The sequence below is a fragment of the Cupriavidus campinensis genome, from assembly GCF_905397395.1.
GTDB lineage: Bacteria > Pseudomonadota > Gammaproteobacteria > Burkholderiales > Burkholderiaceae > Cupriavidus > Cupriavidus campinensis.
Map to the genome: position 1 here is coordinate 37,143 of NZ_CAJPVH010000006.1, position 15,625 is coordinate 52,767.

The 15,625-nt window shown below is 68.0% G+C and carries 10 protein-coding genes; 5 read left to right on the top strand and 5 right to left on the bottom strand.

Annotation, left to right across the window (positions count from 1 at the left end; translation table 11 throughout):
• The first annotated feature begins 93 nt into the window (after positions 1-93).
• The 3 genes from KHO18_RS05580 to KHO18_RS05590 all read left to right on the top strand — a co-directional run bounded on the left by KHO18_RS05580 (position 94) and on the right by KHO18_RS05590 (position 2,980).
• Positions 94-1,014 (top strand): LysR family transcriptional regulator, encoded by a 921-nt coding sequence (locus KHO18_RS05580; protein ID WP_144200468.1) that lies wholly within the window; start codon positions 94-96, stop codon positions 1,012-1,014.
• A gap of 75 nt (positions 1,015-1,089) precedes the next feature.
• Positions 1,090-1,620, top strand: a complete 531-nt coding sequence (locus KHO18_RS05585) for a winged helix-turn-helix transcriptional regulator (protein ID WP_211942893.1) — start codon at positions 1,090-1,092, stop codon at positions 1,618-1,620.
• The gene (locus KHO18_RS05590) at positions 1,613-2,980 is read left to right on the top strand and encodes an MATE family efflux transporter (protein WP_144200464.1); all 1,368 of its coding nucleotides are present in this window, start codon (positions 1,613-1,615) and stop codon (positions 2,978-2,980) included. Before KHO18_RS05585 ends, KHO18_RS05590 begins: the two co-directional genes overlap by 8 nt.
• A 12-nt stretch (positions 2,981-2,992) precedes the next feature.
• Here the strand turns inward: KHO18_RS05590 and KHO18_RS05595 are convergent, their stop codons facing one another.
• The 4 genes from KHO18_RS05595 to KHO18_RS05610 all read right to left on the bottom strand — a co-directional run bounded on the left by KHO18_RS05595 (position 2,993) and on the right by KHO18_RS05610 (position 11,470).
• Positions 2,993-4,468: an efflux transporter outer membrane subunit gene (locus tag KHO18_RS05595; RefSeq protein ID WP_144200462.1), complete on the bottom strand. Its 1,476-nt coding sequence runs from the start codon at positions 4,466-4,468 to the stop codon at positions 2,993-2,995.
• The gene (locus KHO18_RS05600) at positions 4,465-7,629 is read right to left on the bottom strand and encodes an efflux RND transporter permease subunit (protein WP_144200460.1); all 3,165 of its coding nucleotides are present in this window, start codon (positions 7,627-7,629) and stop codon (positions 4,465-4,467) included. Before KHO18_RS05600 ends, KHO18_RS05595 begins: the two co-directional genes overlap by 4 nt.
• A 13-nt stretch (positions 7,630-7,642) precedes the next feature.
• Positions 7,643-8,857: an efflux RND transporter periplasmic adaptor subunit gene (locus tag KHO18_RS05605; protein ID WP_144200458.1), complete on the bottom strand. Its 1,215-nt coding sequence runs from the start codon at positions 8,855-8,857 to the stop codon at positions 7,643-7,645.
• Between the two features lie 168 nt (positions 8,858-9,025).
• A complete protein-coding gene (locus tag KHO18_RS05610; protein WP_186296928.1) occupies positions 9,026-11,470 on the bottom strand; it encodes a carbohydrate-binding family V/XII in 2,445 nt (814 codons plus the stop codon).
• Between the two features lie 288 nt (positions 11,471-11,758).
• Here KHO18_RS05610 and KHO18_RS05615 point away from each other — a divergent pair, with 288 nt between their 5' ends.
• Positions 11,759-12,892 (top strand): metallophosphoesterase, encoded by a 1,134-nt coding sequence (locus KHO18_RS05615; RefSeq protein WP_144200571.1) that lies wholly within the window; start codon positions 11,759-11,761, stop codon positions 12,890-12,892.
• 45 nt (positions 12,893-12,937) lie between these two features.
• Here KHO18_RS05615 and ettA read toward each other — a convergent pair whose 3' ends face one another.
• Complete coding sequence (gene ettA, locus KHO18_RS05620; RefSeq protein ID WP_211942894.1) at positions 12,938-14,605, bottom strand: energy-dependent translational throttle protein EttA; 1,668 nt, start codon at positions 14,603-14,605, stop codon at positions 12,938-12,940.
• A 169-nt stretch (positions 14,606-14,774) separates the two neighbouring features.
• On the opposite strand from ettA, the gene KHO18_RS05625 reads away from it, so the two are divergent.
• Positions 14,775-15,572: a hypothetical protein gene (locus KHO18_RS05625; RefSeq protein ID WP_211942895.1), complete on the top strand. Its 798-nt coding sequence runs from the start codon at positions 14,775-14,777 to the stop codon at positions 15,570-15,572.
• Positions 15,573-15,625 lie beyond the last annotated feature (53 nt).

The window sequence follows — 15,625 nt, forward strand, 5'->3', positions numbered from 1 at the left end:
CAGGCCATCGTAAGGCCCGCTGCCGACATCGACAATCCGGCATTTCGGAATCACAATGTTGCGCCAGACTTTACAATCTTTCAGACATCGCGCATGGACCTCAATCTGATTCAGGCCTTCGTCGACATCGTGGAAGCCGGCAACCTTGCCGAAGCGGGCCGCCGGCGCGGCGTCACGCGCTCGCAGATCAGCCGGCAACTCGGCCAGCTTGAGGATCAGGCCGGCACGCAACTGCTGCGGCGGACCACGCGGCGGCTGGAGATGACGGACTCGGGGCAGTCCCTTTACGAGCATGGCCTGCGCATCCTGCAGGAAGTGGCGGCGGCGCAGGCCGAGATCGACAGCCTGGGCAAGACGCTGCGCGGCCATGTGCGGGTCAGCGTACCCACCGGGCTGGGGGACGCCTTTATCGCCCCGCTGCTGCTGCAGTTTGCCGAGCGGCACCCGGGCATCTCGCTGCGCGTGTTCTTCGCCAACCGCGTGACAGACCTGATTGCCGCCGAGATCGACGTGGCGCTGCGCGTGACCTCCGAACCGCCGCTGGACACCGTGGCGCGCGAGGTCTGCGCCATCCGCTGGCAGTTGTGCGCCTCACCGGGCTACCTCGCCCAGGTGCCGCCCGTGCGGGAGCCCGCCGACCTCGCCGCATGTCGTTTTCTCTGTCCGCCCTACACAACCAGACGATTCTCATTGACTCTGGGACGCGACACCGCCCATGGGCCGGAGCGACGTAACGTCGAGGTCACCCCTTACCTGCAGTCGGAACACTTTCCCTTCCTGATCCGTGCCGTGCGGGAAGGCCACGGCATCAGCCTGCTGCCGGTCTACGCCGGCTGGGAGGATGTGCGGCGCGGGTCACTGGTGCCCGTGCTGCCGGACTGGAAGCCCGAAGGGCTGGGCAACCGGCTCTACATCATCACCACGCCGAATCCGCATCCGTCGATGGCCACGCGGGCGTTGATTTCGTTCCTGCGGGAGGCCGTTGCCGGGCTCGACGTCTTCAGCACATCCTAGAAAACGGGCTGGCAAACTTTCAATTTGCAAGCTATTCTCCCCTCAACTTGCAAGCCAAAAGTAAAAAGAGGAGACATGGCCCCGACCGATTTTTCCAACATGCCCTGCCCCGTGGCACGCTCGATGGCGATGCTCGGCGAGCGCTGGGCGATCCTGCTGATGCGCGAGGCCTACTACGGCACCACGCGCTTCGACGAGTTCGAGCGGCACCTCGGCATTGCGCCGAACATTCTCAGCGCACGGCTCAAGACGCTGGTCAGCCATGGCCTGCTGGAGAAGTCGCCCGCCCCGGGCGGCGGCGCGCGCCATATCTATACGCTGACCCAGATGGGGCGCGACTTCTTCCCCGTGTACGTGGCGCTCAAGCACTGGGCAGAGCGCTGGCTGGCCGATGAAAAGGGACCGCCGACGATCTTCGAGGACAAGCGCGACGGCGGCGAGATCGTCGCCGGCAGCCTGACCCGGCCCGATGGCAGCACGATCACCGTGGACGACCTGCGCGTACTGCCCGGCCCCGGCGCGGGCCGCTACATCCGCGCGCGCTTTGGCAATGCGGACGACAACGTCGAAGCCGGCGCCGGCACGGAGGCCATCGACCATGAATAAGCCCGACGCCCTCACCCTCGGCGCGGGCGCCCAGGCCCCTGCCGATCCCGTTCCCGCCTCCGAACTGGCCCGCCGCATTGCCGTGCTGGCCGCGCCGACCAGCCTGGTGGCCTTTCTCCAGGCCGGCGCGCAGTTGATCGAAACCTGGCTGGCCGCGCGCCAGGGCACCGCCGCGCTGGCCGGCTGGGCCGTGGTGCTGCCGTTCGCGCTGCTGCTCCAGCAGATGTCCGCCGGCGCGATGGGCGGCGGCGTGGTGTCCGCCATCGCCCGCGCGCTCGGGGCCGGCAAGCGCGAGGACGCCTCGTCGCTGGTCATGCACGCGGTGATCATCGCCGTGGTGGCCGGGCTGATCTTCGCCGTGGCGCTGGCCGGCTTCCCGCATGCCGTGTTCGGCGCCGTGGCCGGCCCCACCACCGCCGAGGCCGCCGCCACCTACGCGATCTGGCTGTTCGGCGTGGGCGCGGTGCCCGCCTGGCTGACCAACACGCTGGCCTCGGTGCTGCGCGGCGGCGGGCGCCACGCGCTGGCCGCGCGCGTGCTGTGCGTGATGTGGATCGTGTTCCCGGTGCTGTCGTGGTATTTCGCCGAGCGTATGGGCATGGGCCTCGCCGGCATCGGCGCGGCGCTGGCGGCGGTGTCCTGGGCGGCTTCGCTGGCCATGGCCTGGGTGGTGCTGCGCGGGGGCGCCGGCTTCGTGCCGACGCTACGTGTGCGGCCGTCCGGCGCGCTGTTCCATCGCATCCTGTCAGTGGGGCTGGTGGCCTGCGCGCTGGCCTCGGTGGCCAACCTGACGACCATCCTCGTCACCGCGCAACTGCGCCACTACGGCACCTCGGTGGTGGCCGCGTATGGCATTTCGGCGCGGCTGGAATTCCTGATGATCCCGCTCGCATTCGGCGTGGGCTCGGCGCTGACCGCGCTGGTCGGCCGGGCCGTGGGTGCCGGGGACTGGCATACCGCGCGCCGCACGGCGTGGGTGGGCGCGCTGATCGCGCTCGTCATCGCGGGGGCCGTGGGCGCCGCCGTGGGACTGGCGCCGATGTCGTTCGCGGCGCTGTTCACCGACGATGCCGAAGTCCGCGAAATTGCCGCGCGGGCGCTGTCCTGGGTGGGGCCGGCCTTCGGCGGCTTCGGGCTGGGCATGGCGCTCTACTTCGCCTCGCTGGGCGCCGGGCGGATGCGCGGCCCCATCGCCGCCGGGCTGTGCCGCATCGCGCTGGCCGCCGGGGGCGGCTGGCTGCTCGCCAACGTGGCGGGGATGGGCATCGACGGCCATTTCCTCGGCGTGGCGCTCGGCATCACGGCTTATGGGCTGGTGACGGCGCTGGGCGTGCGGCGCGGCGAGTGGTCGCCGCGCTGAGGGAAGGGACTTCTATTTAGCGGGAGGGGGCGGAGGCGGCACAGTGGCGCGGGCGTCGCCGGTCAGGCCGGCGTCCCGCACGTCGCTGGGGATGGCCGGCCAGCCGCCGCCGAGCGACTTGTACAGCGCGGCGGTGGCGGTCAGCACATCGACCTGACCCTGGATCGCCGCCAGCTGCACCGTAAACAGCTTCTCCTGCGCGTCCGTCACCTCGAGGTAGCTGGAATAGCCGCCCTCGTAGCGCGCGCTGGACTGGTCCGCGTAGATCAGCAGGCTCTGCTCCTGCCGCCGCAGGCTGCCGAGCCGGTTGCGGGTTTCCAGGCCGTTGGACAACTGGTTGTTCACATCGGCCAGCGCATTGAGCACGCTGAACTGATAGCCGAGCATGGCCTGATCGCGCACCGCCTCGGCTGTGTTCACCTGCCCCCGGATCGCCCCGCCCTGAAACACCGGCTGGGCGAGGTTGGCGCCAAAACCCCAGATCTGCGAGGCGCTCTGCCACAGGCCCGCCGGCGAGGTGGCCAGCGCGCCGAAGAACCCCGACAAATTGACCGATGGCAGGAACAGCGCCAGCGCGGCGCCCACCTGGGCGTTGGCGGCCACGGCGGTTTGCTCGGCCTGCAGCACGTCCGGCCGGCGCGCCAGCAGCGCGGCTGGCAGGTCGGCGCCGATGGCCGGCGCCATCAGCGCGTTCACCGGCTTGCCGCGCTCCACCGGCCCCGGCTCGCGGCCCAGCAGCACGGACAGCGCGTTCTCGGTCTGGGCGATGGACGTGCGCAGCGGCGGGATGGTCGCCTCGGTCGAATAGAAGTCGTTCTCCGCCTGCGACAGCTCCACCTGCGAAATCACACCGCCCTGATAGCGTTGCTGGAAGATGTCCAGCGCGCGGCCGCGTGCGTCGAGCGTGGCGCGCGCCACGTCGAGCTGCGCATCGAGCCCGCGCAGCGTGGCGTAGCCCTGCACCACCGAGGCCGCCAGCGCCAGCACCACGCCGCGCCGGGTGTACTCGGCATTCCACAGGCTGGCCTCGGCCGACTCGGCCTGGCGGCGGATGCGGCCCCAGAGGTCGATCTCCCAGCTGGCGTTCAGCAGCGTCTCGTAGCTGTTGCGCGGGCCGCCCAGCGCCGCGAACGGCGTGCCGTTGAACGAGCCGCTTTTCTGCCGCGCCGCCGAGGCGGTGGCGTTCAACTGCGGATAGAAGCCCGAGCGCGCCACCATCAGCTGGCCCCGGAATTCCTCGATGCGGGCCGCCGCGATGCGCACGTCGTAGTTGCTGCGCAGCGCCGCCTCCACCATCGCGGTCAGCACCGGGTCGTTGAAGCTGTTCCACCAGTCGCTGTCGGCGGCCACGGTCAGCACGCCGGCATCGATCCGGTAGCTGGGCGGTTCGGCCGCCTCCGGCCGCGCGTAGTCCGGGCCGATGGCACAGCCACCCAGGATCGCCAGACAGGCGGCCGACATCGCGGTGCTGCGCAGAACGGCGTTCATGATGGCTCCCCAGCGGTGGATGACGTGGACGGCGCCACACGCCTGCGCGGGCGGCGGGCCGCCCACTTGTCGGCGGCGGTGCCCACCAGCCACGAGAACAGCGGCACGAACAGCAGCGCGAGCGAGGTGGCCGCGATCATCCCGCCGATGATGCCGGTGCCGATGGAGTGCCGCGAGTTCGACCCCGCGCCCGAGGCGATGAACAGCGGCACCGCGCCGAGGATGAAGGCGAGCGAGGTCATCACGATCGGCCGCAGGCGCAGCTTGGCGGCCTCCACGGCGGCATCGGCGTGGGAGAGCCCTTCCTTGTGCTTCATCACCGCGAATTCCACGATCAGGATGGCGTTCTTCGCCGCCAGCCCGATCAGCGTCACCATGCCGATCTGGAAGTACACGTCGTTCGACAAGCCCCGCAGCAGGATCGCCATCAAGGCGCCGAAGATGCCGAACGGCACGGCGGTCAGGATCGAAAGCGGCAAGGACCACGACTCGTACTGCGCCGCCAGGATCAGGAACACCATGACGATGCCGAACACGAAGACGATAGTGGTGGTGTTGCCGGATTTCTTCTGCTCGAACGCCTCGCCGCTCCAGGCGAAGCTGTAGCCGGCGGGCAGCACCTCCCGGGCGACGGCCTCCATGGCCGCCAGCGCCTGGCCCGAGCTGTGGCCGGGCGCGGCATCGCCGGTGATCTTGGCCGCCGGGAAGTTGTTGAAGCGCGAGAGCAGGTCCGGCCCGCTGGAGTAGTAGGTCTTCAGCAGCCCGGAGACCGGCGCCATCTTGCCGTCCCGCCCGCGCACGTACAGGTATTCGAGATTGGTCGGCGTGGCCCGGTACTGCGGCTCGGCCTGCAGGATCACCTGCCACACGCGGCTGTACTGCGTGAACTGGCTGACGTAGAGCGAGCCGAACTGGGTCTGCAGCGTGCCGTAGACATCGGCAATCGGCACGCCCATGGTCTCGGCCTTCTCCTTGTCCACCTCCACCCGCATCTGGCGCGATGCCGACTGGATCGTGCTGGTGAGCCGCCCCAGCTCCTTGTGCGCGGCCGCCGCCTGGATGAAGCGGCGCGTCACGCCTTCCAGCTCGGCCGTGTTGCCGGTGCCCCGGTTCTGGATCCAGAACTCGAAGCCACCCTGCGAGCCCAGCCCGGGAATCGACGGCGGATTGACCGGGATGATCACCGCCTCGGGAATCGCGCGCAGCTTGGGCGTCATCTCGGCCAGCATCGCCGGCACGCCCAGATCGGCGGAACCCCGGTCCTTGAAGCTCTTCATGCCGACGAACACCGTGCCGGCGTTGGTCTTGTACTGGCTGTCGATGAAGCTGTAGCCGGTCAGCGCGGAGGCATCCTCCACGGCCGGGTGCTTGCGGAACATTTCGGCCACCTGCGAGGTGACCTTCTCGCTGCGATCCAGGCTGGCGGAGTCCGGCATGATCACCGCCACGAGGATGTAGCCCTGGTCTTCGGACGGCACAAAGGCCGTGGGGATGTGCGCGAACAGCTGCCACGTGGCCAGCAGCATCGCCCCGAAGATCGCCAGCGCGACCACCGAGCGCCGCATCACCGTGCGCACCCAGTCGCCGTAGTGGTGCACCAGGCGGTCGAACCGCTCGTTGAACCAGACAAAGCCGCGCCACGGCGTGTGATGCCCCGGCTTGAGGATCAGCGCCGCCAGCGCCGGCGAGAGCGTGAGCGCGCAGAAGCCCGAGATGACCACCGAGATGACGATGGTCAGCGCGAACTGCCGGTAGAGCTGCCCGGTCGTGCCCGAGACAAAGGCCACCGGGATGAACACCGCCGAGAGCACCAGCACGATGGCGATGACCGGGCCGGTCACCTCCTCCATCGCCCGCAGGGTGGCCTCGCGCGGGGAGAGCTTGAACTCGGCCATGTTCCGCTCGACGTTCTCCACCACCACGATGGCGTCGTCCACCACGATGCCGATCGCCAGCACCAGCGCGAACAGCGTCAGCAGGTTGATCGAGAAGCCCAGCGCCAGCAGCCCGGCGAAGGTGCCGATGATCGACACGAACACGGCCAGCACCGGGATCACCGTCGCCCGGATGTTCTGCAGGAAGATGAAGACCACCAGCACGACCAGGATCACCGCCTCGACCAGCGTATGGACCACCTCCTCGATGGAGGCGCTGACGAACTCGGTGGTGTCCAGCGAGACCTTGTACGCCACGCCGGCCGGGAAGGTCTTGGCCATCTCGTCGAGCGTCTTGCGCACGTCGTTGGCCACCTGGAGCGCGTTGGAGCCGGGCTGCTGGTAGACCGCGATGATCGTCGCCGGCTTGCCGTTCAGGGCCGAGCGCAGCATGTACTGCTGCTGGCCGATCTCGGCGCGACCCACGTCCCGCAGCCGCACGATGGCGGCGCCCGTGGCATCGGCACGCAGGATGATGTTCTCGAACTGCTCGGGCGTGGTCAGCCGGCCCGGCGTGACCAGCGGGAACGAGAGCTCCACCGGGTTGGCGTTCGGCGACTGGCCGACGCTGCCGGCGCCGAACTGCTCGTTCTGGCTCTGCACCGCGTTCTGCACGTCCTTGCTGGTGATGCCGAGCGCCGCCATGCGGTCTGGCCGCAGCCAGATGCGCATGGCGAGGTCCGCCGAGCCCATGATCTGCGCCTGGTTGGCGCCGTTGACGCGCTTGATGGCGTCCAGCACGTACAGGTTCGCGTAATTGTTGATGTACTGCTGGTCGAAGCGGCCATCCGGCGAATAGACCCCGATCAGCAGCAGGAAGCTGGTGGAGCGCTTCTCCACGTTGATGCCGGTCTTCTGCACCGCCTCGGGCAGCTGCGGCAGCGCCAGGTTCACGCGGTTCTGCACCTGCACCTGGGCGGTGTCCGGGTCGGTGCCGATGTCGAAGTAGACATTGAGCGTCATCGACCCGGTGGGCGATGACGTGGACTGCATGTAGATCATGTTGTCCGCGCCGTTCACCTGGGTCTCGATGGGCGCGGCCACGGTCTGGGCGACGGTGTCCGAGTCGGCGCCGGCGTAGGTGGCGCTGACCGTGACCTGGGGCGGGGTGATGTCCGGGTACTGGGCGATCGGCAGCGCGAACATTGCCACGCCGCCGCCGATGACGATGATCATCGACATCACCACCGCGAAGATTGGCCGCTTGACGCAGAAGGCGGAAATCATGGGGCGCTCCGGTTCAGGTCTTGGCCGGGGCGGCCGGGGCGACCGGGGCGCTGACGGGGGCACCGCCAGAGGCCGTGGCCGGGCGGCTGCCCTCGCCGACCGCCGCAGGCGGGGCCTCGCCGGTCACGCGCACCGGCACGCCGGCCGCCAGCTTGCCGGCGCCGTCCACCACCACGGTCTCGTTCGGCTGGAGGCCCTTGGCGATGCGCCACATCGAGCCGGACAGCTCGCCCACCATCACCGGCCGCGGCTGGGCCTTGTTGTCCTTGTCCACCACGTAGACCAGATCGCCCTTGGGGCCGTGCATGACCGCGCGCTGCGGCACCACAATGGCGCCGGGCCGGCTCGCGCCGCTGACCAGCACGCGCACGAACTGGCCGGGCCGCAACTGGCCGCCCGGGTTCGGCATCAGCGCGCGCACGAGGTAGGTGCCGGTGTGCTGGTTGTAGGTGGCGTCGGCGAAGGCGATGCGGCCCTTGTGCGGATACTCGCTGCCATCGGCCATGACCACGGTCACCGTGTATTGCTCGTCAGGCGGCACCACCAGCGACTTCGCCTCGCGCTGGGCGCGGAATTCAAGCGTCTGGGGCTCGGAGATGCTGAAGTTGATCCGCATCGGCTGGAGCGTGGAGACCGTGGTCAGCAGGCTGTTGGACGTGCTGACATAGGCCCCCACCGGCAGCACGGCGAAGCTGGACACGCCATCCACGGGCGAGCGCACGTAGGTATAGGACAGGTTCAGTTCCTGGGTCTTTACCTCGGCCTGGGCCTGCTCCACGCCGGCGGCGGCCTCGTGGAAGTTGCCGTTGGCATCATCGAGGTCCTTCTGCGAGAGCGCGTTGCGCGCCGCCAGCGGCTTCACGCGGGCGAGGTTGGCGCGGGCCACCTCGAACCGGGCCTTCTGCTGGGCCAGCTGCGCCCGGGCGGCGTCCAGCTGGACCTGGAATGGCTTGTGGTCGATCTCGAACAGCAACTGGTTTTCCTTGACCACCGCGCCTTCGGTGTAGTTGCGCTTGATCAGGAAGCCGGCCACGCGGGCGCGGATATCGACGGCCTGGTCGCTCTCGGTCTGGCCGACGAAGTCGAAGGTCACCGGCAGGTCCTGCGCGGCAGTCTTGACCACCTGCACCGGCACGGCCTGCTGGGCGGCCGGCGGGGGTTCGGATTTCTTGCAGGCACCCAGGCCGAGCGCGGCAACAGCCAGGACGAGGGGGGAAAGCAGTTTCATGTGCCGCTCCGCTGCGGTTGGGCCTCGCTGCGCGGCATGCCGCACAACGTTCGTGTGGGCAGGTTAAAGCGGTGTCGGCAGCGTCACCATTCAATCTTTTCGTCGCCGCCTTTAACAAATTCGTTGGATCGAGACGCTGCGGACAGGCCGGTTCGAGACTGCGCGCGGTCAGCGCCGGAAGCCGTGGAAACGACCGCCTCCGCCGCCTCCGCCACCGAATCCGCCGCCCCCGAAGCGTCCGCCCCCGCCCTGGAAGCCGCCCCCACGGCCCTGCCACTGTTGCGCGGAGTTGCCGAAGCGTTGCTGGCCCACGTCGCGCGCCTGGCGCTGCTGGTCGAGCCGGTTCTGCACGTCGCTGTTTGGCTGCACCGGCTGCACCGGCTGCCAGCCGTTGGGGGTGTGCTGCTGCCAGCCATCGTCGGTGCGCTGGTAGACGTTGCCGTCGTGGCCGGCGTAGACATTGCCGTTGTTCCACGCCACGGCGTTGTTCTTGTTCGGATTGACCACCACGCCACGGCTGGCGGCGGTGCGGTCGCCGGTCTGGGTGTTGCCGGCCACGCCGAACTCGGCGGCGCCGGCCCGGCCGGTCTGCGCGTTGTAGCCCGCCACCTGCCGGCCGCCGGCGTAGTTGCCGGTGTATTCGTTGCCGACCACGCCGCCGCGCCCGGCACCCTCACGCCCGGTGGACGGATTTGAGAACGAGCCCTGCCGCCCGGCGGCGTAGTCGCCCGAATAAGGATTGAACGCGGCGCCCCGGCTGCCCTGGTAGCGCGCGCCCGTGGCCGGGTTGTAGCCAGAGCCCGCCGTGCCGCGCCACTGGGTGCCGGTCCACGCGTTCCAGCCCTGCGCGTGCGTGACCGTGCCCTGGCCCCATCGGCCATAGAAATTCGCCTGGTTCACGTTGACGTAGTTCCAGCCGTAGCCGCCGCCCCACCAGTAGGGGCCCCAGTACGGCGACGCCGCGCCCCAGATGGCGCCAGCCGCGAAGCCGAACGCGAAGCCTTCGGTCACGCCCACGGCAAACCCGGCGCCATAGCCGTAGGTAGCGGGGTAGCCGTAGTAGTAGGCGCCCACGTAGGGCGGGTAGACGTAGCCGGTGCCGTAGACCACGGTGCCGTCGGGGTTGACCACCACGCCCATGTAGCCGGGGGTGTAGCCGACCACCACGGTCTCAGGCGTGACCGAGTAGATCCGCACGTAGGTGACGTAGTAGATCGGCGAACTTGGCGGGATGGTGTAGAGGGCGGACGGCACCTCGGTGGCCACATGCCACGGTCCGCCCGGCACGCTCGCCGTGAACCAGACGCCGTTGGACACGGCGTAATAGTGGTTGCTATCCACCTCGATGACCGGCGTGCCCGTGTTCACCGCGTATTGCAGCGATGTGCCGGTGATCGGCACGAACTTCGGCGTGCCGTCATAGACCACGGCCACGGTGGCCTTGGCCCGCGCGACCGATGCGGTCTGCGGAATCGTGGCGGCGATCTCGGCCTCGCGCGCCTGCGGCGTGCCCGGCACGGAGACCAGCACGTTGGCCTTGGGGTCCTGCGGCGAGATCCTGGCGAAGTCCGCCGGCAACTGGTTCCCGGTGACGTGCGTCCACGGCCCGGTCAGCATCGGCGCGCGGAACCAGCGGCCCGAGAGCAGCACGTAATACTGATTGGTGGACGGATCGACGAAGACCGCGTGATCGGCGTTGGACAGCGTGAGCAGGCTGGTGCCGCCCACCGGGGTCATCTTCGGCTCGCCGCTGGTGACGACCAGTTCGGCCGGCTGCGTGGCCAGCAGCACGGCCGGCGCCTGCGCGGGCGGCTTGCCGCTGGCGGGCAACATCGGATCAGGCTTCGGCTCGGCCTTGTTTGCCCGGATCTTGCTGGCCGCGCCGAGGAGTGCCGCCGGTGGCGACGGCACCACGGCCCACGCACCGCCCGCCGATTCGGACTTGTACCAGTAACCGGCGGCGTTGAGCCAGAGCTCCCCGCCGGCTTCGCGCAACAGCAGGGCGCGGCTGTTGATCGCCCGTTCCAGCGAGGTGCCACCGACGGCGCGCCACGCGGGCTCGCCATCGACATGCACCAGCAAGGTCGGCGTGGTGGCGAACAGGATCTGCGGCACATCGTTCTTCACCGGCACGCGCACCGCGCGACCCAGTTGCTGGGACACCGCGTAGCTGGCCTGCAACTGGTCCAACGGCACCGTCAGCCCCTTGGCCGGCAGCCGCGCGATGACCGCCTGCCGCACCGTGTCGGCCGCATCGGGGCGGGTGGGGACTTCCACGCTTTCGATCTGGATCTGGGAGAGCTGGACCAGCGCCGAGGGCTTGTCGATATCGGCGGTCGCCGAGAAATGCACCACGCCGTAGGTCGGCGTGCCATCGCGCGGGCCCACCGCCACGGCGGCCCGGCCCGACATGCGGGTGCCATCCCATTTCTCGATCTCTGGCTGATAGAGCTCGATGTGGTCGCCGGCGGTATCGAAGTTGCGCGGCCACGTCAGTGGGGTGAGCGGCGAGCGCGCCGGCGGCTGTGCAGCCAGGGTTGGCGCGGCGGCGCCCAGCAAGGCCAGGGCGACCATCGCCCGGCAGGACAACCCACGCATGAAGCGGAACGACATGGCGACTCCGTCGAATTGCGCAGCATCCGGCACAACCGGGCTGCTGAGAGGAATCTAATGGAGGCGCCCAGGCGGAACAATCCCTCTCGAAAACATTCACTTCGTACGATGAAACGGCGCAGATCACCGCAGCACTGGGTACGGTTCGCGCCGCCCGGCAGGGGGCCGGGTGTGCATCTTGCTTCGCTTGAGAATCCTCTGAATCTGGCCCCCGGCCCTTGAAGCCGCGTTATGCCAGCCTCACCTTCTTCGGATAACTACGATGCCTAAGGCCATCCGATGAGCGCCCTGCCGCCCCGCCGTTCGATCCTCTTTGCCGCCTCCATCACGGCGCTCCTGCATGGCTATATCGGCGTGCGGCTGTTGCCGGACCTGCCCGTGCCGATGGCCGTGGCCTGCCTGGGCGCGCTGTGGCTCGTCATCTCGGCCCTGCTGCTGCCCACCGCGCTGCTGGCGCGGCGCCTGACCCCGCCCTGGGCGGACCGGATTTCCTGGCTCGGCATGCTGGCGATGGGATTCTTCTCAACGCTGCTGATCCTGACCGTGGCGCGCGACCTGTTCCTGCTGGGCACGCTGGCCGTGGGCTGGCATCCACCCGCCCTGCTGCCCGACAGCGCGGTGGCCGTGCTGGGACTGGCGCTGTTCGTCAGCGTGGTCGGCTATTTCAATGCGCGCGGGCTGGCCCGGGTGGTCGAGGTGGATGTGCCGATTCCCAACCTGCCCGAGGCGCTGCACGGCTTCACCATCGCCCAGATCAGCGATATCCACGTCGGCCCGACGATCAAGAAGCCCTACCTGGACCGCATCGTGGACCGCGTGAACCAGTTGCAGGCCGATGCGGTGGCCGTGACCGGCGACCTGGTGGACGGCACGGTGCGCGAGCTGGCCGATCACACCGCGCCGCTGGGCCGGCTATCGGCCAAACACGGGGCCTTCGTCGTGACCGGCAACCATGAGTACTACTCGGGCGCCGAGGCGTGGATCGTCGAGCTGCGCCGGCTGGGCCTGCGCGTGCTGATGAACGAGCATGTGGTGGTGGAGCGCGGCGGCGCAGCGCTGGTGCTGGGCGGCGTGACCGACTATTCGGCAGGCCATTTCATCGATAGCCATCGCAGCGACCCGGCGCAGGCGCTGGCCGGCGCGCCGGCACACGCGGCGGTGCGGGTGCTGCTGGCCCACCAGCCACGTACCGCGCCGGCGGCGGCGGCGGCCGGCTTCGAGCTGCAATTGTCCGGACATACCCACGGCGGGCAGTTCTGGCCGTGGAACCTGTTCGTGCCGATGCAGCAGCCCTATGTGCATGGGCTGAACCGGCATGAAAACCTGTGGGTCTATGTGAGCCGCGGAACGGGCTACTGGGGGCCGCCGAAACGCTTCGGGGCGCCTTCGGAAATCACGAAGGTGAGGCTGGTGCGGGGGTAATGCCTGCGCAGGCCCCTCCCCCGGGCGGGAGAGGGGCTGCCACGATCAACGCGCGATCGGCTTGTAGCGGATGCGCTTCGGCTTGGCGCCTTCCTCGCCGAGGCGGCGCTTCTTGTCCGCCTCGTATTCCTGGTAGTTGCCTGGGAAGAATTCCACGTGGGAATCGCCCTCGAACGCCAGGATGTGCGTGGCGATACGGTCCAGGAACCAGCGATCGTGCGAAATCACCATCACGCAGCCCGCGAATTCCAGCAGCGCATCTTCCAGCGCGCGCAGCGTTTCCACGTCGAGGTCGTTCGACGGTTCATCGAGCAGCAGCACGTTGCCGCCGGCAATCAGCGTCTTGGCCATGTGCAGCCGGCCGCGCTCGCCACCGGAGAGCGTGCCCACGTGCTTCTGCTGGTCGCCGCCCTTGAAGTTGAAGCGGCCGATGTAGGCGCGCGACGGGGTCTCGTAGCGGCCCACGGTCAGCACGTCCGAACCGCCCGAGATCTCCTCGAACACGGTCTTGTTCGGATCCAGCGCATCGCGGCTCTGGTCGACGAACGCCATCTTCACGGTCGGCCCGATCTTGATCTCGCCGCTGTCCGGCTGCTCCTTGCCGGTCAGCATGCGGAAGAAGGTGGACTTGCCGGCGCCGTTCGGCCCGATGATGCCGACGATCGCGCCCGGCGGCACCTTGAAGCTCAGGTTGTCGATCAGCAGGCGGTCGCCATAGCCCTTGCTCACGTTCTCGAACTCGATGACCTCGTTGCCGAGACGCTCGCCCACGGGGATGAAGATCTCCTGGGTTTCGTTGCGCTTCTGGTATTCCTGGCTGTTCAGTTCGTCGAATCGTGCCAGACGCGCCTTCGACTTGGCCTGCCGGCCCTTGGGGTTCTGGCGCACCCACTCCAGTTCCTTGTTCAGTGCCTTCTGGCGCGCCGACTCGGTCGACTCCTCCTGCTTCAGGCGCTGCTCCTTCTGGTCCAGCCACGAGCTGTAGTTGCCCTTCCACGGAATGCCGTGTCCGCGATCCAGCTCCAGGATCCATTCGGCGGCGTTGTCGAGGAAGTAGCGATCGTGGGTCACGGCCACCACGGTGCCCGGGAAGCGCGTGAGGAACTGTTCGAGCCAGTCCACGGACTCGGCGTCCAGGTGGTTGGTCGGTTCGTCGAGCAGCAGCATGTCCGGGCGCGACAGCAGCAGGCGGCACAGCGCCACGCGGCGCTTCTCGCCACCGGACAGATGGCCGACCTTGGCTTCCCACGGCGGCAGGCGCAGCGCATCGGCGGCGATATCGAGCTGGAGGTCGACGTTGTTGCCGTCGCTGGCGGCCAGGATGGCTTCGTATTTCGCCTGGTCGGCGGCCAGGGCGTCGAAATCGGCGTCCGGCTCGGCATAGGCCGCGTAGATCTCGTCAAGCTTCTTGCGCGCCTCGAACACCCCGCCGAGCGCCTCTTCCACGGACTCGCGCACGGTCTGCTCGGGGTCGAGCTGCGGTTCCTGCGGCAGGTAGCCGATGTTCAGGTTCGGCATCGGCGTGGCCTCGCCCTCGATCTCCTTGTCCAGGCCAGCCATGATCTTCAGCACCGTGGACTTGCCCGAGCCGTTCAGGCCCAGCACGCCAATCTTGGCGCCGGGGAAGAAGGACAGCGAAATGTCCTTGAGAATGTGACGCTTGGGCGGAACGATCTTGCCCACGCGATTCATGGTGAAAACGTACTGTGCCATGGAGGTGTGCGGTGTGTGACTAGGAATGGCGGGAGTGTAGCAGGCGGATGGGCGGGGCCGGCGTGCCGCGAGCGCGGCAAAAATGGCGCCCAATTTCAGACTCGTCTCATTGCAGAGGCAAGGAGCGGTTCGGAGAATCAGGCGGGTTCACCACTGGATCGGACCCGACATGGCAAAACTATTGCGCCGCAGCGGCGCGGCAATGGGCGCGCAAATCACGCTCATCGCTGGAAACCAACTCCCTTTCAGGGTCTCGGGCCTGGGCCCGAACCGCAGGCATCTCGCCTTCCGGAGCAGCGACTCCACCTTGAGAATCCTCCCGCTCAAGGTCAATGACCGGGATATCGAGCAACAACTGAAGATCGAAGTCAGCGAAACCGGCATCGTGAGCCGGCGGGTGGTGCATGTCGATGCCTATATATATGGCACCACCCAGCGGGATGCGAATACGCCGAGGCTGACGGTGGAGGTGTTGCCAAGGCTGGAACTACCGGATGCGGGGACCGAGGCGGGGATTCTGGCGCGGATGTTGGTGGTGGAGAACGCGAACCCCGATAGCGACAAATTCAGCAGTCTGGATGAGGCGCTCAAGTGCATGCAATGGATGGTGCATGTCATGCGTAATCGGCTACGCCTCGGGGCAACACATTTTGCAGCGCGCGGTGCCACCAGCTTGACCGATCTTATCAAGGCACCCAATCAGGTAGAGGGTTTCGAAAGCTACCCGATCATTGCGGACCGTCCGGCGCTTCTGCTGAACAAAACCATGAACATTGCGAACGACGGTACGCACGCAAAAAACGCGGCCTTCCGAACCTACGTGGAAAATGCGATAGCGGTCGCCAGTGGAAAGCATTTTGGAAACGACCCATCTGCCGGCGAGATGTACGCATGGCGAACGCTTCCGTCAAAGCCACCGGGGCCCAATTTCGAGCCATTTCAACAACTTGGAGGCCAGCAGTTCTAAACATTGACCAAGTCGTTTCTTGCGCAGTTGAATGCCAAAAAATAGGGCGACTT

Bases quoted from the DNA above. Each gene is read 5' to 3' on its own strand.
- KHO18_RS05590 (WP_144200464.1), top strand. From the start codon at position 1,613: ATGAATAAGCCCGACGCCCTCACCCTCGGCGCGGGCGCCCAGGCCCCT.
- KHO18_RS05600 (WP_144200460.1), bottom strand. From the start codon at position 7,629: ATGATTTCCGCCTTCTGCGTCAAGCGGCCAATCTTCGCGGTGGTGATG.
- KHO18_RS05605 (WP_144200458.1), bottom strand. From the start codon at position 8,857: ATGAAACTGCTTTCCCCCCTCGTCCTGGCTGTTGCCGCGCTCGGCCTG.
- KHO18_RS05595 (WP_144200462.1), bottom strand. From the start codon at position 4,468: ATGAACGCCGTTCTGCGCAGCACCGCGATGTCGGCCGCCTGTCTGGCG.
- KHO18_RS05625 (WP_211942895.1), top strand. From the start codon at position 14,775: ATGGCAAAACTATTGCGCCGCAGCGGCGCGGCAATGGGCGCGCAAATC.
- ettA (WP_211942894.1), bottom strand. From the start codon at position 14,605: ATGGCACAGTACGTTTTCACCATGAATCGCGTGGGCAAGATCGTTCCG.
- KHO18_RS05585 (WP_211942893.1), top strand. From the start codon at position 1,090: ATGGCCCCGACCGATTTTTCCAACATGCCCTGCCCCGTGGCACGCTCG.
- KHO18_RS05610 (WP_186296928.1), bottom strand. From the start codon at position 11,470: ATGTCGTTCCGCTTCATGCGTGGGTTGTCCTGCCGGGCGATGGTCGCC.
- KHO18_RS05580 (WP_144200468.1), top strand. From the start codon at position 94: ATGGACCTCAATCTGATTCAGGCCTTCGTCGACATCGTGGAAGCCGGC.